This window comes from Streptomyces sp. AcH 505, from assembly GCF_000818175.1.
In the GTDB taxonomy this organism is placed as follows: Bacteria; Actinomycetota; Actinomycetes; order Streptomycetales; family Streptomycetaceae; genus Streptomyces.
On the sequence record NZ_JTIY01000004.1, the window covers coordinates 16,197 to 40,329 of the forward strand.

The window sequence follows — 24,133 nt, forward strand, 5'->3', positions numbered from 1 at the left end:
CCCATGACGTCGAGACTCGCCGCCCTGCTGCCCGACCTCTCGCCCTGGCGCACCTCCCGGGACTTCCGGCTCCTGTGGGTGCAGGGCCTGATCACCTACCTGGGCAGCGTGATGGCGCTGATCGCGTTGCCGCTCCAGATCAAGGACCTGACCGGATCACCCCTGGCCGTCGGCGCGATGGGCGCCGTGGAACTCGTACCGCTGGTGGTGTTCGGCCTGTACGGCGGCGCCCTCGCCGACGCGGTGGACCGGCGCAAGGTCATCATCCTGACCGAGACGGGCCTTGGACTGCTCGCGGTCGTCCTGCTGGTCAACGCGATGCTGCCGCACCCGATGTTGTGGCCGCTGTACGTGGTGGCGGCAGGCGTGGCCGCGCTCGCCGGACTCCAACGGCCCGCCATGGACTCGCTGCTGGCCCGGATCGTCCCGCACGACCAACTCGCGGCGGCGGCCGCGCTGAACGCCCTGCGCTGGCAGATCGGGGCCATCGGCGGACCGGCGGCGGCGGGGCTGGTCGTGGCGTACGCGGGCAACGTTCCCGCCTACGCCACCACCGTGGTCGGCTTCGCCGTGTCGGTCCTGATGTGCCGTCGCCTCTCGGCCGTGCCACCTGTCGAGCACGCGGCCAGGCCGTCATTGCGTGGCATCGCCGAAGGGGCCCGGTACGCCTGGTCCAGGCCCGTGCTGCTCGGCACGTACGCCATCGACCTGGCCGCGATGTTCCTCGCCTTCCCGAACACGATTTTCCCCTTCCTCGCCGACGAGCTCGACGCCGACTGGTCGCTCGGCCTGATGTACGCGGCGGGCTCTGTCGGCTCCCTCCTCGTCAGCCTGACCAGCGGCTGGGTGTCCCGGACACGCCGCCACGGCCTGCTGGTGGTCTTCGGCGCCGCGGGCTGGGGACTGGCCATGGCGGCGGCCGGCTGGACATCGAACATCTGGCTGGTACTCGTGTGCCTCGGCTTGGCCGGAGCGGGGGACATGCTGAGCGGGCTGGGCCGCTCGACCATCTGGAACCAGACCATCCCCGACAGGCTCCGCGGCCGGCTCGCCGGCATCGAGGTCCTCTCGTACAGCGTCGGCCCCCAGCTCGGACAGGTCCGCGCCGGAGCGATGGCGGGCTGGACCGGCGCCCGCCCGGCGATCTGGACCGGCGGCCTTGCCTGCGTCGCCACGGTAGGAGCACTCGCCACCGTCCTGCCCAAGCTCCTGAGTTACGACGCCCGGACGGACGAGGACGCCCTCCGCCGCGCCGACCTGCCCGTGGTGTAGGGCGAGTTCAGCGCCGGGTGAGATGCGGTTGCTGAAAAGGTCGGCGCCGAGGACCGGGTGCCAGACGGTGACGAGCGCGCGAAACTCGCCCCGGTGACCGACGTCAGGCGCCGGAACCGGGCCACGAGGCAGGTGTTCTTCGGTAGGTGTTCTTCGAACGGGCCGGCGCTGCGGCAGCGTTGCCCAGGGGGCGAGGAGGCCGCGTGGTATCCGCCCACGCATCTCGGGGTCCACCATGCGCCGGAGCGTACGAACGTAACCCGAGACCGTGGGCGAGAAAGCGCGAAACCCGCACCTGCCGGACGATCTACGGCCCGGACGGCCGCCTTGCCGAGCACCCCCGACGTCAGGCCGTCCGGATCCGGTCCCGCACCTCCGGCCGCACCTCGAACCCGGCCGCCTTGTACGTGGCGACGCCGCCGACATTGGAACTCGACGTGCACACACGCACGCTCGACGAGCCCATCTCCCGCAGCGCGGCCGCGCCTGCCACGGTGATCGCCCGGCCGTAGCCGCGACCACGGTGGTCTTCGTGGACGCCCATCGGCTCGACCAGCCCCGGCTTCCCCGGGCCGGCCGACCACACCGTCACCACCGCCGCCACGCTGCCCTGGTCGTCGTAGGTGCCCAAGCAGCGGGCGTCGGCCCGGAACGGTCCCGCCGACATCGCGTGCCAGTACTCGCGCGTGGGCCGCGAGGTGTTGAACGCCGACCGCAGGACGTCGGCGAAGTCCTGTGCCTGCTCCGGGCCGATCGACTTGATCCGCACGCCGGGGTCCTCCACCGGCTCGGTGAGATCACGGAAGAGCGGTGTCCACGGCTCGTCGACGCCCCAGCCCTCCTCACTCAGCAGGTCGTGGAGCAGCAGGCCCAGCGGGGCCTCGACGGACACCGTTCCCTCCGGGAGCACGCCGCGCCCAGGCAGCGAGAAGTCCTGGACGAGCCGCCGCGCCAAGCCCTCGTCCTGGAAAGCGTCCGGAGCGACCGTCATCCGCACCAGCGTCGGTGAGTCGAGCATCCCGACCGCGAGAATCCGCCCGTCCCGACTCCAGGTCCGGACCGCCGAGGCCGTCTCGGCCGTTCCGAACCGGTAGTTCCAGCCGATGTCGCCGGAATGCAACTGCATCGGCGCTTCGTCGTACTGCCACTCCCGCAGCGCGGCCATGGCCTCGCGTACCCCGTCGACAGTCGGCGTGCCCAGCACAATCGTCATAGCCGGGATCAGACACCCCCTCCTGAAGGCCCGCAACCGATTAACCGGACCGGACGCTGGAAACGGTCGGCGCTTGAAGGTGTGCACCGCGAAGCCGCAGTGCCCCAGGAGCACCCGGCCCGTGTGGACGATCTAGCAAGTTTTCTGGATGATCCGGTATGGATCATCCCATAGCGGACCAGTAGCTTTCGTGAGTGTCCCCCGCCCCGCACCATACGAAGAGGCTCACCATGCACGACCGCCTGACCACCCCCTTCCACTCCCATGCCACGGCCGCAGAAGTCATTGACGGTGTCGATCTCACCGGACGACGTGCCGTCGTCACGGGCGGAGCTTCCGGCATCGGACTTGAGACCGTCCGGGCCCTGGCCACCGCGGGCGCCGAGGTAACCATCGCCACTCGCAACCCGAAGTCGGCCGAGCAGGTCGTCCGGGACCTTGCAACAGGCCCTGGCTCCGGACAGGTTCACCTCGCCGCACTGGACCTGGCCGACCTCTCGTCGGTCGGCGAGTTCACGCGCAGCTGGCAGGGGCCCCTCGACATCCTCGTCGCCAACGCCGGCATCATGGCCGTCCCGGAGCGCCTACTCACCGCGCAGGGCTGGGAGTTGCAGCTCGCGACCAATTACCTGGGCCATTTCGCGCTGGCCGACGCCTTGCACGGCGCGATGCGCGCGGCGGGATCGGCCCGCATCGTGATCGTCAGCTCCGGTGCGCACCTGTCCGCCGCATTCGACTTCGACGACCCGCAGTTCGAGCGACGCCCGTACGACCGCTGGACTGCCTACGGCCAGTCCAAGACCGCGGACGTACTCTTCGCGGTGGGTGCCGAGCGGTGGGCTGCCGACGGCATTACCGCCAATGCGCTCAACCCCGGCTGGATCAGCACGAATCTCCAGCGGCACATCGACGACGACACCATGCGGGCGATGGGTGCCATCGACGACGAAGGCAACATCATTCCGCAGCCGTACTACAAGGAGCCTGCCCAGGGCGCCGCGACGTCCGTACTGCTGGCCGGGTCTCCGCTCCTCGCCGGTGTGACCGGCCGCTACTTCGAGGACAACCAGGAGGCACGCCCGGTCGAGGGCGCGGACGAAGCACTTGGCGGTGTCGCCCCGCACGCCCTCGACCCCCAGGCGGCGGCCCGCCTCTGGGACTACGCGACCGAAGCGATTGCCGAGGCGTCGCGATGAACCCGTGACGACTGGCCGTCATCGCCCTTTGCTCTGCCACCGGCCCCAAGGTGTCGAGCAGGCCACTCGCGCCGTCTAACCTATGTGGAATGACGTCGGTCCGCTTTTCCGCTCCCCTTATCGGCAGGCAGGACGAGGTCCGGCAGGTCAACGAGCTCACTCGTGCCGCGCGCTCGGGCCAGGGTGGTGTGCTGGTCCTGCGTGGTGAGGCGGGCATCGGCAAGAGCGCTCTGCTGGATCACGCCCGGCGGACCGCCTCAGGGTTCCGGACGGTGCGGGCGTCCGGGTCGCAGTACGAGACGGAACTGCCGTTCGCCGCCCTGCACCAGCTGTGCGTGCCGATGCTGGGGCATCTCGACGCACTGGCCGCCCCGCACCGCGACAGTCTCCAGGCCGCTTTCGGATCGGGTGCGGGCACCCCCGACGTGTTCCGTGTCGGTCTGGCGGCCCTGGAGCTGCTGGCGTCCGAGGCCCGTGAGCGCCCGTTGCTGTGCGTGGTCGACGACGCGCAATGGCTGGACACGGCCTCCTTGAAGGCACTGACCTTCCTCGCCCGGCGCATCACCTCCGAACCGGTGGCCATGATGTTCGCCGTCCGGCTGCCCTGCGACGTGGGACAACTCGACGAGCTGCCCGGCCTGTTCGTCAACGGTCTGAGCGACGCCGACGCACGGAAGCTGCTTGCCGCGCGCAGCCATATGACGCTGGACGAGCAGGTACGCCAGCGGATCATCGCCGAGGCGCGCGGAAACCCGTTGGCGCTGCTCGAACTGCCCAGGGCCGGCGGGTTCGCCCCACCGGACACCACGTCGCTGCCGACCCGCCTGGAGCGCGGCTTCCAGGTCAGGCTCACCGATCTCCCCGACGCGGCGAGGCTGTTGCTGACCGTCGCGAGCGCCGATCCGACCGGCGATCCCGGCCTGCTCTGGCCCGCAGCGCGCCGGCTCGACCTGGATGTGGCCACGACCAGTTCGGCCGCGACCGCCACCGGACTGATCGAGTTCTCCACCCGCGTCCGGTTCTGCCATCCGCTGGCCCGGTCGGCCGTCTACCGCGCGGCGGAAGTCGCCCAGCGCCGCGCGGCGCACCGTGTGCTGGCCGACGTCACCGACCCGGTCACCGATCCCGACCGGCGGGCCTGGCACCGCGCACTGGCTGTCGCCGGTCCCGATGACAACCTCGCCGCCGAGCTGGAGCGCTCCGCGTCACGCGCCCGTTCGCGCGGCGGTGTGGTGGCCGCGGCTGCCTTCCTCGAACGGGCCGCCGCGGTGTCGTTGGACGCCGCCGTACGGATCGACCGGACGCTGGCGGCAGTGCGGGCCACCCTCGATTCCGGTGACACCGACACCGCGGCCGACCTTGTCACGACAGTGGAGAGCGCGGCGCCCGACGAGCTCCAGCAGGCCGAAGTGGACCTGCTGCGGGGCCAGATCGCGTTCGCGCGGCACAACGACGGCGACGGGCCCATGTTCATGCTGCGCGCGGCGCGGCGGCTCGCGGACCTGGATCCGGTACGGGCACGCGAGTGTGTCCTGGAAGCCCTCGAAATGGCCCTGGTGGTGGGCCGCCCCGGCGGTGTGACGGACAAGGTCCTGGCGGCGGCGCGGTGGGCCGCGCCCGCACAGCGCCCGCCGGACGTACTCGACGCGCTGGTCCGGCTGGAGGAGGACGGACACCGGGCCGCCGTTCCCCTGATACGGAAGGTCCTCCACGGCGACGACGGCAGTGACGGCCCGCTGTGGACGCGCCGGCCCGCCCTCGCCGTCCTGCTCGCGGGCGAACTCTGGGACGACCACGCCCACGGAGCGATCGTCGACTGGCTGATGAAGACCGGCAGGGAGTCGGGTTCGCCCTTCGTGCTGCGACTCGGACTCGCCCAGGCGACGTCCTACGCCGCTCTGACCGGAGATCTGGGGCAAGCGGCGGCGGCGGTCGCCGAGGAGGAGGCGATAGCCGACGCGGTCGGCGGACCTCCGATCGTGTATCACCGCCTGCAACTCGCGGCGATGCGCGGCCGCCGGCAAGAGGCGTTGGAGCTGTTCGGCACGGCCACGGCGGCGGCGACAGCGCAGGGTTCGGGGCAACTGATCGCCAACGTGCACTGGGCGGCGGCCCTCCTGCACAACGGCTTGGCCGACTACCCGGCCGCACTGACCGCGGCGCGACAAGCCGTGGGCCACGACGACCTTTTCATCGCCGGCGTCTGCCTGCCCGAGCTGGTGGAGGCGGCCGTACGGTGCGGCGAGCACGAGGCCGCCGCCACAGCTCTGGAATCGCTGACCGAACGCACCGAAGCCGGCGGAACGGCATCGGGTCTGGGCATCGCGGCATACGCACGAGGACTGGTGACCGGCGTCGAGGACCACTTCCGGGAAGCCGTAGAGCACCTGGAGAAGAGCCCGTTGCTGCCGTACCGGGCCAGAGCCCATCTTCTGTACGGGGAGTGGCTGCGACGCGAGGGCCGCAGACGCGACTGCCGACAGCATCTGCGCACCGCGCACGAACTGCTCTCCGAAGCGGGTCTCGAAGCGTTCGCCCGGCGTGCCGCCGACGAACTGCGCGCCACCGGCGAGAAGGTCCGCAACCGGTCGGGCGGCGCCTACGATCAACTCACCTCCCAGGAGGCGTACATCGCGAGGCTGGTCGCCACGGGCGCGACGTCCAACGAGGTCGCGGCCCGGCTGTTCCTCAGCCCGCGCACCATAGACGCCCACCTGCGCAACATCTTCCGCAAGCTCGGCATCAACTCCCGCAGGCAGCTGAGGGATCAGCCCGACCTCGGCGCCTGACGGACAGCACGCCCCCGGTACCACCCGCGACCGGGATCACCGCGACAACACGGCGTACGTAGTTCTCGCCGACGCGACAGCACCATGCCTGTCGGCACGATGGACGTCAGCGGTGCGGGGCGGAGCGGAGGCGGCGCGGCTCGATGAGCGGACGACGCGGTCTCGGAACGTCCGCATACCCGTACCGCGAGGCTCGTTGCTCGTAACCCCGAACGGCTCGGACTACACCGGCGCCGAGGGGTGCGCCTGGCTGGCCGAGGCGGGCTTCCGGGACACGCGTGTCGAGCCCCTGGCCGGGTCGGCGTCCATGGTGGTGGGCACCAAATGATCCGCTGACGCATCGTCACCTGCTGCAACCCCGGAGTCCGGCACCGCCGAGCGGTGCCGGACTCCGGCACGCCGTGCACGGAGCATCGACCCCGTTGTGCGAAGCGGCATTTCGTGCCCTCTCCGACAGGCCCCTACGGTCGGATTCATGGAGTGGAACTTTGCGACAGCCGACCAACTCGCGGCCGCCTTGCGTGCCGGTGATGTGACCTCGGCGGAACTGACCGACGAAACGATCGCCCGTATCGAACGGGACGACGATGCGCTCAACTCGATCTGTGTGCCGGACTTCGACCGCACACGGGCCGCCGCGCGCGATGCCGACCGGGCGCTTGCCCGCGGTGAGGACCGGCCCCTGCTGGGCATCCCGGTGACGGTCAAGGAGTCGTACGACATCGCGGGGCTGCCCACGACCTGGGGTATGCCACAGCACCGGAACTTCGTGCCGGCCGAGGACGCGGTGCAGGTGTCGCGGCTCAAGAGCGCGGGCGCTGTGGTGCTCGGCAAGACCAATGTGCCCGTGGGGCTGCAGGACGTGCAGACCTTCAACGAGATCTACGGCACCACCAACAACCCGTGGGACCACCGTCGTACGTCCGGCGGCTCCTCGGGCGGCTCCGCGGCGGCCCTGGCGTCCGGATTCGGCGCGCTGTCCATCGGCTCCGACCTCGCCGGTTCGTTGCGTACCCCGGCGCACTTCTGCGGCATTTACGCGCACAAGCCGACACTCGGGCTGGCGGCGATCCGCGGCATGGTCCCGCCGCCGGGGCCTGCCCTGCCCGTCGAGCACGACCTCGCCGTCGTCGGCCCGATGGCGCGCACCGCTCGCGACCTCACGCTCCTGCTCGACGTCATGGCCGGACCGGACCCTCTGACACTCGGTGTGTCGTACCACCTGACACTGCCGCCCGCGCGCCACGAACGGCTCCGCGACTTCCGGGTCCTGGTCCTCGACGAGCATCCGCTCATGCCGACCGGATCCGCCGTGCGGGCGGGCGTGGGCCGGGTGGCCGACGCGCTGCTCGACGGCGGTGCCCGCGTCGAGCGGCACAGTCCGCTGCTGCCCGATCTGACCGAAGCCGCGCTGCTCTACACGAAGTTCCTGTTCTCGGGCTCCGTCGCACGTTTCCCCGTCGAAGCGTACGAGCAGTTGCAGGCCCGCGCCGCCGAACTGAACCCAGAGGACCAGAGCCTCGACGCGACGCGGCTGCGCGGCATGGTGTTCAGCCATCGCGACTGGATCGAGACGAACAGCCTTCGCGAGCTCCACCGCCACGGCTGGCGGCAGTTCTTCGCCGAGTTCGACGCCGTGGTGTGTCCCATCACGCCCACTCCCGCGTTCCCGCACGACCACGACCCCGATCTGATGAGACGTCGGATCGACGTCGACGGCGTCGAGTATCCGTACTTCGACCAGCTCGTCTGGGCCGGTCTGGCCACGATGCCCGGACTGCCGGCCACCGCCGTACCAACGGGACGGTCGCCCGAGGGTCTGCCGGTGGGAGTACAGCTCATCGGCCCGATGTTCGAGGACCGCACCCCGCTGCGGCTGGCCGAATTGCTTGAGCAGAGGATCGGCGGCTTCCAGGCGCCGAAGCTGGGCGACGGACGGTTGTCACTGCTCGACGAGCAGCCCTTTGCGGAGCTTGGCGAGGGTGTCGTTGAGGATGCGTGAGATGTGCATCTGGGAGTAGCCGAGCTGTTGGCCGATCTGGGCCTGGGTCATGTCCTGGCCGAAGCGCATGCTCAGGATCTGCTTCTGGCGCTCGTCCAGACCGGTCATCATGGGGGCGAGTGAGATGAGGTTCTCCACGAGTTCCATGTCCTGGTCCCTCTCGCCGACGAGGTCGGCGAGGGTGCCCGCACGGTGCGTGTCGTTCTTGTCGGACGGCAGGTCCAGGGAGTCGGAGCTGTAGCCGTTGGCGGCGACGAGGCCCTCGATGATCTCGTCCTCGGGCCTGCCCAGGCGAGCTGCGAGTTCCGTCACCGTGGGTTCGCGCCCCAGCCGGCTCTCCAGGACGTCGCGCGCTTGCGCCAGTTCGATGCGTAGTTCCTGGAGCCGGCGCGGGACGTGCACGCTCCAGGTGGTGTCGCGGAAGAAGCGTTTGATCTCGCCCGCGATGTAGGGGATCGCGAAGCTCGTGAATTCGGTCTCGCGGCTCAGGTCGAACCGGTCGATCGCCTTGATCAGCCCGATCATCCCGGACTGGATGACGTCTTCCTGCTCCCAGGGGCGGTTGAACCGCCGTGCCGCGAAGTGGACCAGGGACATGTTCATCTCGATGAGCGTGTTGCGGGCGTAGGCGTATTCAGGGGTGCCCTCTTCCAGAACCCGCAGCCGCTCGAAGAACAGCTTCGACAAAGTCCGTGCGTCGGCGGGGGAGACCGCGCCGGTGTCCGTGATCCTCGGCAGCCCTGCCATTCGCTCCGTGGGCCTTTCGCCGGTGGACGGAGTGTTCGTCGCGGTGGCGGCGACCGGGGTCGGCATGGATGGCTCCCTTCGGCGGCAGACAGAGTCGAACCGCGGGTTCCCGGCATTGAACCACCAACACATGCTGCATGGAAACTATTTAGCCTTGCGTTCTGGCGCGCATGTTCGGGGATCCGAGCGGGACGCGGTACAGCCGACCGCCGGTGCGGCTGAGTTCCTCAGGAGCTGGTACGGGGCCCAGGCCGTCGCTGGTTGGCGTGGTGGACGGCCCGGTCGTTGAGGGCGCTGCCCCAGGCACGCAGTCGCCGGGCCATCGGGCCTCGCGGAAGGCCGGCTTCGTGGCCCTGACGTAGCGGTCCTTCCCCGTCGGCGGAAGGCAGCAGCCGCGCGGTGAGCCCGGTGAGGCGGGTGGTGAGCCCGGGCGCGACACCGTGGGCGAGTTGGGCGGCCTTGGCGGCGGGGGTGAGGACGAGACGGGCGCGGCGACGGGCCACCGAGTCCACGATCTTGCGGGCCGCGCGATCGGCGTCCATGGACAGCAGCGGGGTTCCGGACAAGGCACTGAACCAGCCGAACTCCGCCGCGGTGTCACCGCCGAACTCGGCCTGCCGGTGCGAACCGGTCCGCATGAGCCCCGGGTGAACCGCCGTCACGCTCACGCCTGCGGCCGCCGTCTCGGCATGCAGGCCCTCCGCCAGGGCGCCGACAGCGGCTTTCGCGCAGGAGTACGGCAGCAGGTGAGGCACCCCGAGGAGACCACCCACCGAGCCGATGAGGGCGAGCCTGCCATGGCTTTCGCGCAGGTAGGGCAGCGCTTCCAGGGCCGTGTGCAGCGTGCCCTCGAACATCGTGCCCATGGCGGCCTCGAACTCCTCGGCCGCGATCGCCTCGACCGGGGCGACCTGAATGACCCCCGCGTTGGCGATCACGATGTCGAGGCCGTCGCGGGCGTGGGTGGCACGCATGAGTTCGCGGACGGTGGAGCGTTCCCGGACGTCGCAGACGGCCACATGGATGGTGGCGCCGGTCTCCTCCCGGAGCCGGACGGCGGCGCGTTCCAGTTCGTCGGCGTCGTCGGCGTCGCGGGCGGTGAGGGTCACGGTGCACCCTCGCCCGGCGAGCTGCCGGGCGAGCAGCAGGCCCAGGCCGCGCGAGCCGCCGGTGACGACGGCCGACAGCCCGGTCAGGCGGTGGGAAGCACGCGGGTCACGGGTGGTGGGGGCCATGCGGCACCTCTCTCGTCGGGTAATACGTTCCCGAGTTCCACCCTGCCGTCCCGTCATGCGTACCGCGCGGTGACCGCCGGCGATGTTGTCCTCCGCTGCGTCCACCACCCGCCCCCCGTCGCGCCTGCCCCGGACCGACGAACTGCGGCGGTCGTGGCTGAGGGACCGTCGCAGTACGACGGCCCCTCAGCCATGACCAGCGCGAACAGAACTCTCGGGACAAGGCCCGAGGCCCTGCTCCCGTCAGGCGCTCCCCTCAGGCGGCCTGCAGATCATTGCTCTGGGAGGGCGCCGTATCGGTGCGGGAAGGGAAGACGGTGGTGTGCCGGCTGAGCAGGGCGTCGGCGGTGCTCAGAGCTTGCGGGATGTTCCTGGTGCCCGTCATGACGCACAGGGTGTACGTGGCGTCGTCCACCGCCCGGGCGGTGGCCTCGGTGGGGTGACGGTCGTCTTCGATGCGGGCATCGGCGTAGCGGGCCAGGGCCACTCGGAGGTCCTGAGGGTGGGGAGTCAGCACGGCACGTTCCTCACGTTCACTAAGACCGGCGTGCGGCGGCGGGACGGTGAACCAGCCCGTCGCTCGCTGCTGCTCGGTCGTGGTCGCTTCGCGCGTCATTGCGTGATGTGGTGTTCCGGCGCTTACCCGATGCAACCCGGGCTACACCCGGGTGTGTTCGGCGTCACTTACCCGGCGAACGACGTCCCGTCACCAGAGGTCTCTCCCCGCCGTTCAGGATGGCCGGCACCGGCAGCGGCACCGGCCGTCCTGTGTGATCGTGAGGACCACGGTTGGTCAGCGCTTTCGGCTGGCCTTCTTTCCCGCCTGAGTCGCTGCCTTGCGCTCAGTGGATGCACCGGCGGTGCTGAGTGCGCCGCCGGCGGTCTCCAGGTGGGCGCGCACGAACCACTGGAACAGTTCGAGCTGTCGCAGCTGACCGATGAGCATGTCTTGCGTCACCGGGTCAGGTTCGTCGGTGGCCTCCGCCGTGCTGCGGTGCTCGGCGATGACGCCGGTGTACACGAGGTCGAGCGCTCCGAGGTGCTCGATGGCGCCGGCCCGGCCCACCGCGTAGTCGTCCCAGGTCCGCTCCTTCACGAGGGCGCCCGGGGTCCCGTGGGGTGATCCGCCCAGGGTGGAGATGCGCTCCGCCGTCTCGTCGACCATGGCGCGGACTGCTTCGACCTGCAGGTCGAGCATTTCGTGTACCGCGATGAAGTGCGGACCGACCACGTTCCAGTGGATGTGCTTGAGCGTGAGGGCCAGGTCGTTCAGGGCGTGCAAACGCAGGTGAAGCAGTTGGATGACGTCGCCGCCCTCCTTGATCGACATTCCTGGAACGGTGTACTTCGGTGCTGAAGCGGCCATGGTGGTTCGTCATCCATTCTCGTTGGTGCTTGGTAGGAATTTCGCGGGAATCTTCAGGCACGCGCTAGGGAAGGGGCGTTCCGCCAGTCGCGTTCAGGATCTCCGCTGTGATGTAGCTGGCCTGGGGCGACGCGAGGAAGACATAGGCCGGTGCCATTTCCGCCGGCTGGGCCGGGCGGCCCAGCGGTGCCTGCTTGCCGAAGGAGGTGGTGTCCGGCATGGTCGCGGGGATGAGAGGGGTCCAGACCGGGCCGGGGGCCACCGCGTTGACCCGGATTCCGTCCTCGGCGACCATCTGTGCCAGCCCCTGGGTGAAGGTGACGATGGCGCCCTTGGTCATCGCATAGTCCAACAGATGCGGGCTGGGCTTGTACGCCTGAACCGACGACGAGTTGATGATGCAGCCACCTCGCGGAATGTGAGGCAGCGCCATCTTCGAGAGCCAGAACATCCCGTACAGGTTGGTGCGCATGACGCGGTCGAACTGTTCGGTGGAAATGGCGCCGATGCCGTCGGGCTGGGACATCTGGTACGCGGCATTGTTCACGAGGATGTCGATCCGGCCGAACTCGCCGACCGCCCGTTCGATAAGTGCCCGGCAGGCACTCTCCTCACGGATGTCACACTCCACCGCCACCGCCCTGCGCCCGGCTTCCTCGACCAGGCGGGTGGTCTCACGGGCCTCGTCGAGTTCCTCCGGCAGGTAGGTGATCAGGACGTCGGCGCCCTCCCGGGCGTACGCCAGAGCCACGGCGCGGCCGATGCCCGAGTCACCGCCCGTGACCACCGCCTTGAGACCCTTCAGCGTCCCGTGCCCCGCGTAGGACTCTTCGCCATGGTCCGGCGGTGGATCCATGGGGCCGCTCCACCCCGGGTGCCGCTGATCCTGCTGGGGAAACTCCGGCTGCGGATGCTTGTCCACCGGATCGTCTCGGCCCTGCCCGTTCTCCGCCATGGCGCCTCTCCTCGGTCTTGGACGTCGGTCCTGGACAGTCATGGGTTCCCGGAAACGGGCGGATAAACCAGGAATTGCGATCCCGCGGTATTCCGCCCCGGCACGTGGCCCGGGTGTGCGGGTGGGGATCAGAAGTTCGCTACTAGACGCACGACCGGCGCGCGCATGAGTGCCATCTCGCCGGGTACACAGGGCGGCACACGAACGGGCACGGCGGCAGTGCGGTGAGACCGCGGCCACCGTGGACCCGTCACAGGACAAGCGCCGGATCCCTGTACGGCATCGACGGCATCGGAGGCATGCATGATCACCGTAGGTGTCGAGGAAGAATATCTGCTGATCGATCCGGAGACCTGTCTGCCCGTGCCGCTGGGGCAGCAGGTACGGAAAGCAGCGGGCCTGAGCACGGCCGCCGACGCCGACGAGGTGCAGGCGGAGTTGCTGCAGGCTCAGGTCGAGATCGCCACACCCGTGTGCATGGAGCTCGAAGAGGTCGGCGGGCACCTCCTGCGACTGCGGCACGCGGTGGGCACGGCGGCCGAGGAGCTGGGCTGTCGGCTCGCGGCGTGCGGAGCGTCCCCGCTGAGGGAAGCCGCACCGGTGCCTGTGACGCCGGAACCGCGGTACCGCGGAATCGCCTCCCAGGCTCCCCGGCTGGTGGCCGAGCAACTGATCAACGGCATGCATGTGCACGCGGCGGTGCCCGACCGGGCAACCGGGGTACAGGTACTCAACCGGTTGCGGCCCTGGCTTCCCACGCTGGTGGCGATGTCGGCCAACTCGCCGTTCTGGGACGGCGAGGACACCGGCTTCGCCAGCTGGCGCACGGTCCTCTTCGGCCGCTGGCCGGTCAGCGGCCCGCCTCCTCATTTCACCGACGAGGACGAGCACGAGCGGCGCATCACCAAGCTGGTCAGCTCCGGTGCCATCAGCGACAGGGGACAGGTCTACTGGCACGCGCGGCTCTCGGACCGCTACCCCACGGTCGAGGTGCGGTGTCCCGACGTCCAGCTGCGGGCGGACGACGCGGTCATGTTCGCCGGGATCGTGCGCGCCTTGGTCGCCACGGCGATCGAGGAGACGAAGGCGGACCAGCCGATCCCCGAGTACCCGACGGAATTGCAGCACGCGGCGACCTGGCACGCGGCACGCCACGGGATGAGCGCCTCCCTCATCGATCCCGAAGGCAAACGCCGGGATGCCGCCGACGTCGTGCACCATCTCCTGGACCACGCCGGCCCCGCGCTGGACACGGCCGGCGATCAGCGGGAGGTCGAATCGCTCGTCCACCGGCTCCTCGACCAGGGAACCCCGGCGGACCAGCAACGACGTGCCTACGTCCAGGACGGTCTTCCTGGCGTCCTGGCGCTGATCACTCGCTCGACAACCGCCGTGTGACGCGCCGCGCGTCCAGCGCGAAGTGCTGCCCCCCCGTGTCGGGCACAGGCCCCCTCCGGCCTCGTCATGGGCGGCTCGGGGCCGCGCATCCGGTGCGGGAGGGCGTACGGGTGGCTTTCCGCCGGGCCGCGAACCCGGCTGGGTGTGTTGCGGGGCGAGCGTCCCGACTGCTGCGAGTGTGGGTGGCAGGGGATGCGCCGCGACGGGCTGGGCACCAGGAACGACCACGAGTGAATCCCAGTCGGCTGGAGGATCCATGGCTGTGCGGCACCGATTGATCGAACGACCGCCCGGGGATGTCTGGGCGGTGCTTGCCGACGGCACGCGCTACGGCGACTGGGTGGTCGGTACGTCCGACACTCGACCGGACACGGGCGTGTGGCCCCAGGTCGGTTCCACCATCGCGTACACCGTGCGGCTGGGCCGGTGGTCGTTGTCAGGCAACACGACCGTCCGGCGGTGCGAAGCGCCCGGCGTGCTGGAGCTGGAAGCCGACAGCGGACGGCTCGGCACCGCGCGGATCGCCCTCGACATACGGCCCTGGGGCGAGCACACCTTGGTCATCCTCGACGAACACCCGCTGCGCGGACCGGGCGGGTTCCTGCACAACGCCGCGGTCGACGCGCTGATCCAGGCGCGTCACCGCAGCATGCTCGGCCGACTGGCCGATGTGGTCGAGCACAGTCCACGGCGTCGATCCGCGGCGATCTGATTCCGACGCTCGCGAAAGTCCTCAAGCCGGGGCGGAGCGCTTCCGCAAGCACCGGGCCGAGTTCGAATGACCACGAGACCACCTGACGACGGAGGCACGATGCGGGCACTGACCTGGCAGGGCAAGGGCGATGTACGGGTGGAGACGGTTCCGGACCCCGTCATCCAGGACCCGACAGACGTGATCATCAAGGTGACGACCACCGGTCTGTGCGGCTCCGATCTGCATCTGTACGAAGTCTTCGGCCCGTTCCTCGACGCCGGCGACATCCTGGGGCACGAACCCATGGGGATCGTCCAAGAAGTCGGCGCGGAGGTCACGGCGGTGCGGGTGGGCGACCGTGTGGTGGTGCCCTTCAACGTCTCGTGCGGCACGTGCTTCATGTGCGAACAGGGGCTGCAGTCCCAGTGCGAGACGACACAGGTCCATGAGCACGGGACCGGTGCATCCCTCTTCGGCTACACCAAGCTCTACGGGCAGGTCCCCGGCGGTCAGGCCGAGTACCTGCGCGTCCCCTTCGGGAACACGCTGCCCATCGCCGTACCTCCGGGCCCGTCGGACGACCGTTTCGTCTACCTGTCCGACGTCCTGCCGACCGCCTGGCAGGCGGTGGAGTACGCGGCGGTGCCGCCGGGCGGCACGGTCGCCGTCCTGGGGCTGGGGCCGATCGGAGACATGAGTACCCGCATCGCCCTGCACCGCGGCGCGGAGAAGGTCATCGGCATCGACCTGGTACCGGAGCGGCTTCGGCGGGCGCAGGCCCGTGGTGTCCACACGCTCGACCTCAACGAGCACGGCGACAAGATCACCGATGTTGTACGGGACCTCACCGGCGGGCGCGGACCCGACTCCGTCATCGACGCCGTCGGGATGGAGGCGCACGGCGCTCCGATCGCCAAGGGCATGCAGCAGTTGACCTCGCTGCTGCCCGACGCGTTCGCCGCCAAGCTGATGCAGCGCGCCGGCGTGGACCGCCTCTCCGCCCTGTACCTGGCCATCGACCTGGTCCGCCGCGGGGGCACCATCTCCCTCTCCGGCGTCTACGGAGGAGCGGCCGACCCGCTGCCCCTGCTGACCATGTTCGACAAGCAGATCCAGCTCCGTATGGGCCAGGCCAACGTATGGCGGTGGGTGGACGACATCCTTCCCCTGCTCACGGACGCGGATCCCCTGGGCGTGGATGATTTCGCGACGCACAGGTTGCCACTGAGCCAGGCCCCGGAGGCGTACAAGATGTTCCAGCAGAAGCAGGACGGGGCGGTGAAGGTGCTCTTCACCCCGTAGCACGTGTGGTCGACGGCTCTGGACAGGCTGCTCGGGAAGCTGCTGACGCGCCTGTACCTCGACGTGCGCAACTCCGGAGCAGGAAGCCGAAGTCCAGCGGATTGTGGCGCTCGGTGCGAAGAGGGTCGACTGGGACCAATACCCGCCTCACGCGGACTTCGTCGTCCTCGCGGATCCGGACGGCAATGTCTTCTGCGTCGTCGACCTCAGCACGCACCGAGCAGCTGACACGCACCAGAGGGCTTGTGGGTGATTCCGCCGAAGCACCGGCCTGGCCCGCTTGAGACGTCGACCAGGACCCCGTCGGCGCTCGAATGCGTAAACTCCCCGCATGAGTTGGGGGAGAGCGGCGATGGTTCTGGGACTTGTGCTGCTGCTGAGTGGCTGCGGAGCCAAGTACACCCCGCTCTTCGTCGGTGGTGAGGTCTCCAAACCGGTGATCGGATGGCGTGACTGCCCTCGTGCCAAGCACGACGGAGTCGCCGAGGTAGGTCTCTACGAGTGGGCGAACGAGAGCACCGCGGATGACCCTGGTGAGCTGCTTTGGCACATTAAAGCCACTCAGGACAACCTCTTGAAGCGCATCTCCATCGGTGAAACGCCAGAAGGTTTCACCACGCTTCTCCCTCTGACTACCCGGCTCCGCCCCGGGGTCACGTATGCCCTCGAAACCAATATGACGTCTGACGAACTGGTATCTGGCTTCGTTACCTTTCGGCCTGAGCAACTTGCAGCAGGGCGTGTGGTCTTCGATAGCGGAGAGGAAGATTCACTGAAGCATTACCGGAGTCGTGACAACGAAGATTTCGGATGCTTCGCGGGGTGAGCCTGTCGTCGGCCCCGAGGCCGCCAGAACCAGCGCCTTGCCCCATCTCGTTGAACGCGACATATGCGCTCTGATCGTGAGGCAACGGTGTGAGGCGGATCTTCGAGGGCACTCGGCTCCTCAGACATGTCGGCCTATTGCATGACTGCTCAAAGGGGACGCGATGAGGCGAGTTCGGGTACGACGACACACGGCGACGATGCTGGCGGGCGGCTTACTGCTGACGGGCGCTCTGGCCGGATGCGGTGATGACGGCGGGAAGCCGGCGAAGAAGGCCGGCGGTGCGACAGCGGCCTCCAAGCCCTCGCCCGCAGCCTCCGAGCAAGGCACTCAGGCGGTGCGTGCCGCCTATCAGAAGACCGCCGATGCGAAGACCGCCAAAATGACCATCGACACCCAGGTCCAGGGAGCGGACCAGCAGGCCACCGCGCACGGCTCCGGCGTCATCGACCTGTCGAACGGCAGCAGTGATCTGACCCTGACCGCCGAGAACCAGAAGCTCCAGCAGCGCACCCTGAACGGGGTCATCTACCAGCAGCCACCGACCCAGCAGCGCAGCCAACTGCCGCAGGGCAAGTCATGGATAAAGATCGACCTGGAGAAGCTGGCGCGGCAGTCCGGCGGGAGTTCGCAGTACAGCGACCCCGCCCAGTCGTTCTCCTACGTCAAGGGCATCAACGACAAGGACGTCACCAAAGCGGGGAACGAGACGATCGACGGGGCGAAGACCACCCACTACAAGGTCTCGGTCGACGTCGCTCAGTTGGCAAAGGGACAGAGCGCCGCTGACGTGCAGAAACTGAAGCAGCAGCTCGGCGACTCGCTGCCGCTCGACATCTGGCTGGACGACGAGGGCCGGATGCGTCAGGAGAAGGTCTCGGTGACCGCCACACCCTCGGGCAGTCAGAGTTCGAGCCCGGCGACGAACGCATCGACGAAGGTCGTCACCACGGTGAAATTCAGCGACTTCGGCACCGACGTGAAGGTGACCGCCCCGGCGGCCAAGGACACCGTGGACATCACGGCCAAGGCCGCACAGCAGAAGGGGACATCGGCCTGAGCCCATAATTCTGTGGCTCCGTGCTCCGGGTTCGGGCATACGGCGCGGGTTCAGTCCGCTTCGGATGCTCGACACCCCGAGCGCTTCCTGGCCGGTCTCCCGACCGTCGACGTGCCTGCAATCTCGGGCCCCGGGCGTACTCCTCCACCAGGACGCTGTGCGTATGACTCGGCATATCAGGAGCCAACAGGTATTCGCGATATGCACGTATGCCAGGTGTGATCACGAGCAGGTGCTTCATGTCCATGGTCGCCGCCTACCCGCCCCCCACGGTCTGAGTCCCTTCCCGCAAGGCGGTGGTGAAGGGTGGCTGGTGCGGGCTTGGAGGCGGGAATCGGAGACGGTCCATGCAATTGCCGTACACCCGATAGTGGCGTTTCTGTTTCCCCTCGGCCCACCGGGCACACTAGCGACAGAGGTGATCACATTGGTAGCCGAAAAAGGCTCGCTGAAACTGTGCCAGGTGGTGCTCGACAGCACCGACCCCCGAGGACTCGCGGAGTTCTACCGCTCGCTGCTCGGCCTGACCTACGGGCCCGGCGACGAGCCACCCGAGGCGGGAGCGCCCGACGAACGAGGACAGGACTGGCTGGTCTTGCGCACCGAGGACGGCGCACCGCGACTGGCCTTCCAATACGTCGACCAACTGACGCGGCCGACGTGGCCCGAAGGCCCGGTGCCGCAGCAACTGCACGTCGACTTGAGCGTGTTGTCGATCGAGGACCTCAAGGCACAGCACCAGCGTGTGCTGGACCTGGGTGGACGCCTGCTCTCCGACAACAAGCAGGGACCCGACGAGCCCTTCCGCGTCTACGCGGACCCCGCGGGACACCCCTTCTGCGTCTTCGTCGCGTGAGCCCCGCTTGAGCCTTCGGGACGGGAAGGGTGGTGGGAGAGCGCGTCTATCATGGCCAGGGTTATGGGCAGCGGAAGGAGCAGGCCATCATGCGGCGGTTGGGGGATCTCGAAGCGGAGATCATGGACCGCTTGTGGGCGTGGAACCGGCTTGCGACTGTGCGTGAGATTTGTGACGACATCAACAAGCTGCGCCCCATCGCGTATACGACCGTCATGACCGTTACCAACATCCTGCACAGCAAGGGATGGTTGCGGCGGTCCAAAGAAGGACGCGCCTGGCTGTACATGCCGGTCCGCAGTCGTGAGGCCTATGCGGCGGCGCTGATGGAGGACGGCCTGGGCGTGAGCAAGGACCGTCCGGCTGCGCTGCTGCAATTCGTTGAGGCTATGTCTCCCGACGAGGTGGCCGCTCTGCGTGAGGCGCTGAGCAGTATGGGCACGCAGGCTGACGCGTGAGCGCGACACTCGTGCTGTTCGCCTACGCGACGGCTATCGGGTTCATCGGTCCTGGGATCGTGAAGAGAAGCCGGTGGCCCCAGCGGGCCCCCCTGCTGGGAGCCGTGGTGTGGCAGGCGATGACCTTGTCCTTCTCCCTCGCGGTCATGCTGGCGGGCTACGGCCTGGCGATGCCGTCGCAGCACCTGCACATCGTCATGGTCGACCTCCTGCGCACCTGCGGTGTGCACGGTGATTCGATATCTGCCGGATCGGACCGGTTCGCCGTGGCGTGGCCGGCCGTGGTGCTGATCGCGCTCCTTGCCGGCGCAGGAGGTCGGTTGACGGCCTCCAGCAGGGCGCGGGCGCGGCATCGCAGGGCGCTCGACCTGGTCGGGCGGTGCGTGCCGGAACTCGGAGTCACTGTCCTGCCCTATGCCGTTCCCGCCGCCTACTGCCTGCCGGGCCGGCGGCCGCGGATCGTCATCTCCGACGCGGCACTCGCCTGCCTGCGGCCGGCGCAGCTCGGCGCCGTTCTGGAGCACGAGAGGGCGCACATCGCAGGACGTCACCATCTGGTGCTGGCAGTCGCAGACGCCTTCCGCCTCGTCTTCCGGGGGCTCTCACTGGCCCGCAACGCATCCCAGCAGACGGCGCTGCTCCTGGAGATGGCTGCGGACGATCGTGCCCTGCGTACGTATCCGCGCCATGTGCTGGCGAGCGCCGTCGTGGAACTGGCGGCGGCAAGGACGCCCGTCGGGTCGCTGGCCGCCTCCGGCCCGACCGCCGTGATCCGTATGCGTCGGATCCTGAGCCCGCAAGCGGCACCACATCCGCTCCTGCGGGCAGGTCTTGTCTCCGCGGCGGCAGCCGCTCCGCTGGTACCGCTGGTGCTGTCCTGTACAGGAATCGGCTGACTGGCTGCCCAACCCGTTCTGATGGGAGCTGATCCCTCGCCGGTGTGCGGCTGTTGCGAGACCAACTACTAAGCTACTAAGTTGTTACGGGCGATCTCGTGTTGACGCCCTTGTCGACCATGTCCTGGTCCGCGTCGGCCAGTTGTCTTGAGGAGTCACCGCGAAATGGGAACGCATCGTCGGCCGAAGCCGATCAGCCGGACGCGGATTGCCTCCGTCGGCCTTGCCGCCGGTGCGGTGAGTCTCCTGTCGACCCAGGGGCAGGCAGCACCGAAACCAATGGCTGACGAAGTACGCAAGCAGGTGGAGAAACTCTACGAAGAGGCCGAGGCCCCGACGGAGGAGTACAACAGCGTGCGCGCGCAGCAGAAGACGCTCCAGGGCAAGGCAGACAGCGCGCGGGACAAGCTGGCCCGTAAGCAGGAGGAGATCAACGAGCTCCGAGCGGAAATCGGTCCCTTGGCGGCAGCCCAGTACCGAAGCGGCGGCCTCGACCCTTCCGTACAGCTTTTCCTGTCCGGCGATCCGGAGACGTACCTGGAGCGGGCCGAGGTACTCGGCCGGACCGGCGACCGGCAGGCGGGATCCATGCGTGCGATGCAGAAGATGCAGAGGGAACTGGCCCAAGAACGCGCGACGGTCACCGATCGCCTGGAGGAGTTGCAGATCCTGCGCAGCCAGGCTGCTGCCAAGAAGAAGGAAGTGCGGGACAAGCTCAGTCGGGCCCGTCAGCTTCTCAACAGCCTGACAGCCCAGGAACGGTCCCGGATACGGGCGGCCGAGGCCCGTGACGACGCCGCCTCCGGCACCAGCGACAGCGCGGCGACCTACAACGGCCCGGCCAGCGGCAGGGCGAAGGCGGCACTGGAGTTCGCGTACGCGCAGCTGGGCAAGCCCTACGAGTGGGGATCGACCGGTCCCAACTCCTTTGACTGCTCCGGCCTGACGGGTGCCTCCTGGCGGTCCGTGGGCGTCTCACTGCCGCGTACCGTGCAGCAGCAGTACTCGGTCGGCAGGAAGGTGTCGCGGGCTGATCTCCAGCCCGGCGACATCATCTACTGGTACAACAGCAGCCAGCACAACGGCCTGTACGTCGGAAACGGCAAAGCGATCCACGCTCCACGGACCGGCAAGAACATCGAGATCACGAGTCTGGACTCGATGCCGTTCTATGCGGCGTCACGGCCCTGACCTCTGCCCGAGACGGGGGTCGTCATCCCGCGCCCGGTGTGCGTTGGCGGGAACGACAACGGTCTTCAATGCAGCCTTTGGATCTTCGCCCGATCTGCGCTTCACTTTCGGACGTGGGCCCGTCTCGGACCCCGGGGAGGACCACCGTCATGGCCAAGAAGCACGATCACGACCAGGAGCACGACGACGGGCACGGAGGCCACGCTCACGGGGTGTCCGCCGACGCGGACCGCCGATGGCTGACGCTCGCGCTGGTGCTGATCGCGGTGTTCATGTCGGCCGAGGTGGTCATCGGGGTACTGGCCAATTCGCTGGCGTTGATCTCCGACGCGGCTCACATGCTCACCGATGTCGCCTCGATCGTGCTTGCGCTGGTCGCGATGCGGCTCGCCGCCCGCCCCGCCAAGGGCTCCTACACCTTCGGCTTGAAGCGGGTGGAAATTCTGTCCGCCCAGGCCAACGGATTGACACTGTTGCTGTTGTCGGTATGGCTGGCCTACGAGGCGATCCACCGGCTGATCGCCCCACCCAGCGTGACCGGTGGTCTCGTCCTGGCCACGGCGCTGGTAGGAGTGGCGGTCAATCTGGTCGCGACCTGGGCGATTTCGCGAGCCAATCGGACCTCACTGAATGTCGAAGGCGCCTACCAGCACATCCTGACGGACCTGTTCGGATTCATCGCCACTGCCATTGCCGGCGCCGTGGTGCTGTTCACCGGTTTCGGCCGTGCGGATGCCATCGCCTCGTTGCTGGTGGTCGCGCTGATGCTCAAGGCCGGCTACGGCCTGGTGCGCGATTCGGGGCGGATCTTCCTGGAAGCCGCCCCGGCAGGCATCGACCCGGACGTCCTCGGTGATCTGCTCGTTGCGCAGAAGGGCGTGGTCGAGGTTCACGATCTGCACATCTGGACGATCACATCCGGACAGAGTGCTTTGTCCGCCCATGTACTGGTGGAGGCGTCCGAGGATTGCCACGCAGTACGCCGGGACCTGGAACAGCTGCTGGCGACCGGCCCAGGCATCACCCACACCACGTTGCAGGTCGATCACGTCGGCAGCGAGTTCCAGGGGCTTCTGCGCATCAGCGGCCGGGAAGAGACCGAGACGGACACGCACTGCGACGATGCCCATGGGCCTGTCCACCGACCCGGCTTGCATGAGCACTGATCCGCCGGACACATAGTGTGGCCGGTTCTCCCTCACTCGTTCGGAGGGCTCACGGACACCGCAGCCGTGTGCGCAAGGTAGCGTAACCGTCACTGTGCGGAGTCGATCGTGGTGGGTGAGCAAGGAGCGGGACAGCTTCGTCGTCGCCTTGATGGTGGCGGCGCTGGCCGCGCTGCTGCTCGGCGCATGCGACAGCGGCGGTCATCATCGCCTGGTCGGCATGACAATCGACCAACAGGCAGTGACCGCCCTTGTGACCGCGCCTGCCACACCGCAACAGCGAGCGCCCGGCGAGCAGTTCACCTCAGAAACGACTGTCGGCTGTCAGGGCGGGGATCGCGATCACTGCGTGCCCGTCAGCGAGCAGCATGTCGCGACGCAGGTGCGGGAAAAGCGTCACCCGCATGAACTACCTGCGGCGTTGGTCGATGCCTCCGCCGCGATGGCCCCGAGCGCGATGTGCTCCGCGGTACGCCGTCGCGGGCCCCCGGATGGGCCGGCACGAGACGTCCTGAACCGGCTGTGCGTGTCCCGTAGATGAAGAGGCCAGGTACAGGCGAACGGCAGCGCAGCGCCGCCGTCGCCAGTGCCTGACAGCACCCCTCTTCGCCTCGGGGACGATGCCGCACGCCTCGTCACGGACGACCGCAGCGCCGCCATCGTGCCCCCACGCACGAAAGAAACCCGCTCATGACTGAACTGTCCCTGCCCAAAATGCCGAAGACACCTCCGGGCAGTGTGCTGGAAGCTGTCGGCAACACCCCCGTGCTGTGGGTGGACGAGCCCCTCGCGACCGCGCCCGGCGGCTTCTGGGCCAAACTGGAAGGGTTCAACCCCGGAGGCATCAAGGACCGCGCCGCGCTCCACATGGTCGCCAAGGCCCGCGAACGCGGTGATCTGCGCCCTGGCGCCCCGATCGTGGAATCCACCTCCGGCACCCTTGGACTCGGCCTGGCACTCGCCGGGGTCCTGCACGGCCACCCCGTACACCTGGTCACCGACCCCGGCATGGAACCGATCATGGAGCGGATGCTTACCGCCCACGGTGCCACGCTCTACATCGTGGACCACCCTCACCCCGAAGGCGGATGGCAAGAAGCACGCCGCCAGAAGGTCACCGAAATCCTTGCCGCTCTGCCAGGCGCGTGGTCGCCGGACCAATACCACAACCCCGACAACGTAGCCGCGTACGAGGGCCTTGCCGGCGAGCTCACCGACCAGCTGGAGCACATCGACATCCTGGTGTGCGCGGTCGGCACCGGCGGACACTCCGCAGGCATCACCCGCGGAGTGCGCCAACGCATCCCCGGCGTACGGCTGGTGGGCGTCGACACCATCGGCTCGACCATCTTCGGCCAGCCCGCCCGCACCCGGCTCATGCGCGGACTCGGCTCCTCGATCTACCCGCGTAACGTCGACTACACGGCATTCAGCGAAGTCCACTGGGTCGCGCCGGCCGAAGCTGTCTGGTCAGCACGCCGACTGGCCGCCCGCCAGTTCGCCACCGGCGG

General features: G+C 68.6%; 23 protein-coding genes and 1 pseudogene. 18 read left to right on the top strand and 6 right to left on the bottom strand.

The window, feature by feature from the left end:
• The first annotated feature begins 3 nt into the window (after nt 1–3).
• Nucleotides 4–1,272: an MFS transporter gene (locus HY68_RS37115; RefSeq protein ID WP_042001458.1), complete on the top strand. Its 1,269-nt coding sequence runs from the start codon at nt 4–6 to the stop codon at nt 1,270–1,272.
• A 346-nt stretch (nt 1,273–1,618) separates the two neighbouring features.
• Here the strand turns inward: HY68_RS37115 and HY68_RS37120 are convergent, their stop codons facing one another.
• Entirely contained in the window at nt 1,619–2,485 is an 867-nt protein-coding gene (locus HY68_RS37120) for a GNAT family N-acetyltransferase (RefSeq protein ID WP_042001466.1), read from the bottom strand.
• Nucleotides 2,486–2,715: 230 nt separating this feature from the next.
• Between HY68_RS37120 and HY68_RS37125 the strand changes: the two genes are divergently transcribed.
• The 4 genes from HY68_RS37125 to HY68_RS37135 all read left to right on the top strand — a co-directional run bounded on the left by HY68_RS37125 (nt 2,716) and on the right by HY68_RS37135 (nt 8,472).
• Nucleotides 2,716–3,681, top strand: coding sequence for an SDR family NAD(P)-dependent oxidoreductase (locus tag HY68_RS37125; protein ID WP_042001478.1), 966 nt, complete (start codon nt 2,716–2,718; stop codon nt 3,679–3,681).
• A gap of 89 nt (nt 3,682–3,770) precedes the next feature.
• The gene (locus HY68_RS37130; RefSeq protein ID WP_042001481.1) at nt 3,771–6,470 is read left to right on the top strand and encodes a LuxR family transcriptional regulator; all 2,700 of its coding nucleotides are present in this window, start codon (nt 3,771–3,773) and stop codon (nt 6,468–6,470) included.
• Between the two features lie 196 nt (nt 6,471–6,666).
• Complete coding sequence (locus tag HY68_RS46155) at nt 6,667–6,798, top strand: hypothetical protein (protein ID WP_277816796.1); 132 nt, start codon at nt 6,667–6,669, stop codon at nt 6,796–6,798.
• 147 nt (nt 6,799–6,945) lie between these two features.
• Nucleotides 6,946–8,472 carry an amidase gene (locus tag HY68_RS37135; RefSeq protein ID WP_078864167.1) on the top strand — a complete coding sequence of 509 codons (1,527 nt, stop codon included), beginning with the start codon at nt 6,946–6,948 and terminating at the stop codon, nt 8,470–8,472.
• Here the strand turns inward: HY68_RS37135 and HY68_RS37140 are convergent.
• From HY68_RS37140 to HY68_RS37160, 5 genes are all read right to left on the bottom strand, one after another.
• Nucleotides 8,413–9,219, bottom strand: coding sequence for a SigB/SigF/SigG family RNA polymerase sigma factor (locus HY68_RS37140; RefSeq protein ID WP_241778915.1), 807 nt, complete (start codon nt 9,217–9,219; stop codon nt 8,413–8,415). The genes HY68_RS37135 and HY68_RS37140 overlap by 60 nt on opposite strands.
• A gap of 227 nt (nt 9,220–9,446) precedes the next feature.
• Entirely contained in the window at nt 9,447–10,454 is a 1,008-nt protein-coding gene (locus tag HY68_RS37145) for an SDR family NAD(P)-dependent oxidoreductase (protein WP_042001487.1), read from the bottom strand.
• Between the two features lie 256 nt (nt 10,455–10,710).
• On the bottom strand, nt 10,711–10,971 hold the full coding sequence (locus tag HY68_RS37150) for a DUF5133 domain-containing protein (RefSeq protein WP_042001491.1): 261 nt from the start codon (nt 10,969–10,971) through the stop codon (nt 10,711–10,713).
• A gap of 276 nt (nt 10,972–11,247) precedes the next feature.
• Nucleotides 11,248–11,820: a DNA starvation/stationary phase protection protein gene (locus HY68_RS37155; RefSeq protein WP_042001494.1), complete on the bottom strand. Its 573-nt coding sequence runs from the start codon at nt 11,818–11,820 to the stop codon at nt 11,248–11,250.
• Nucleotides 11,821–11,884: 64 nt separating this feature from the next.
• On the bottom strand, nt 11,885–12,775 hold the full coding sequence (locus HY68_RS37160; RefSeq protein WP_042001499.1) for an SDR family oxidoreductase: 891 nt from the start codon (nt 12,773–12,775) through the stop codon (nt 11,885–11,887).
• A 303-nt stretch (nt 12,776–13,078) separates the two neighbouring features.
• Between HY68_RS37160 and HY68_RS37165 the strand changes: the two genes are divergently transcribed.
• From HY68_RS37165 to HY68_RS37220, 13 genes and pseudogenes are all read left to right on the top strand, one after another.
• Nucleotides 13,079–14,173, top strand: coding sequence for a glutamate--cysteine ligase (locus HY68_RS37165; protein ID WP_042001502.1), 1,095 nt, complete (start codon nt 13,079–13,081; stop codon nt 14,171–14,173).
• 256 nt (nt 14,174–14,429) lie between these two features.
• Nucleotides 14,430–14,885, top strand: coding sequence for an SRPBCC family protein (locus HY68_RS37170; protein WP_042001505.1), 456 nt, complete (start codon nt 14,430–14,432; stop codon nt 14,883–14,885).
• Between the two features lie 99 nt (nt 14,886–14,984).
• Nucleotides 14,985–16,169, top strand: a complete 1,185-nt coding sequence (locus tag HY68_RS37175) for a zinc-dependent alcohol dehydrogenase (protein WP_042001508.1) — start codon at nt 14,985–14,987, stop codon at nt 16,167–16,169.
• Nucleotides 16,170–16,245: 76 nt separating this feature from the next.
• Nucleotides 16,246–16,422 (top strand): annotated as a pseudogene (locus HY68_RS37180) (VOC family protein); the annotation flags it as partial.
• Between the two features lie 78 nt (nt 16,423–16,500).
• Nucleotides 16,501–16,995, top strand: coding sequence for a hypothetical protein (locus HY68_RS43210; RefSeq protein WP_206742991.1), 495 nt, complete (start codon nt 16,501–16,503; stop codon nt 16,993–16,995).
• 163 nt (nt 16,996–17,158) lie between these two features.
• Nucleotides 17,159–18,055 carry a hypothetical protein gene (locus tag HY68_RS37185; protein ID WP_042001511.1) on the top strand — a complete coding sequence of 299 codons (897 nt, stop codon included), beginning with the start codon at nt 17,159–17,161 and terminating at the stop codon, nt 18,053–18,055.
• Between the two features lie 418 nt (nt 18,056–18,473).
• Entirely contained in the window at nt 18,474–18,911 is a 438-nt protein-coding gene (locus tag HY68_RS45950; RefSeq protein WP_241778913.1) for a VOC family protein, read from the top strand.
• Between the two features lie 89 nt (nt 18,912–19,000).
• Nucleotides 19,001–19,369: a BlaI/MecI/CopY family transcriptional regulator gene (locus HY68_RS37195; RefSeq protein WP_042001543.1), complete on the top strand. Its 369-nt coding sequence runs from the start codon at nt 19,001–19,003 to the stop codon at nt 19,367–19,369.
• On the top strand, nt 19,366–20,265 hold the full coding sequence (locus HY68_RS37200; RefSeq protein ID WP_042001517.1) for a M56 family metallopeptidase: 900 nt from the start codon (nt 19,366–19,368) through the stop codon (nt 20,263–20,265). The genes HY68_RS37195 and HY68_RS37200 overlap by 4 nt, the downstream gene beginning before the upstream one ends.
• 279 nt (nt 20,266–20,544) lie before the next feature.
• Complete coding sequence (locus tag HY68_RS37205; protein WP_241778914.1) at nt 20,545–21,456, top strand: C40 family peptidase; 912 nt, start codon at nt 20,545–20,547, stop codon at nt 21,454–21,456.
• Nucleotides 21,457–21,605: 149 nt separating this feature from the next.
• Nucleotides 21,606–22,622, top strand: coding sequence for a cation diffusion facilitator family transporter (locus HY68_RS37210; RefSeq protein WP_042001524.1), 1,017 nt, complete (start codon nt 21,606–21,608; stop codon nt 22,620–22,622).
• 115 nt (nt 22,623–22,737) lie between these two features.
• Nucleotides 22,738–23,163, top strand: a complete 426-nt coding sequence (locus HY68_RS37215; RefSeq protein ID WP_042001527.1) for a hypothetical protein — start codon at nt 22,738–22,740, stop codon at nt 23,161–23,163.
• Nucleotides 23,164–23,312: 149 nt separating this feature from the next.
• The coding region (locus HY68_RS37220; RefSeq protein ID WP_042001530.1) for a PLP-dependent cysteine synthase family protein at nt 23,313–24,133 on the top strand (821 nt) is incomplete at its 3' end.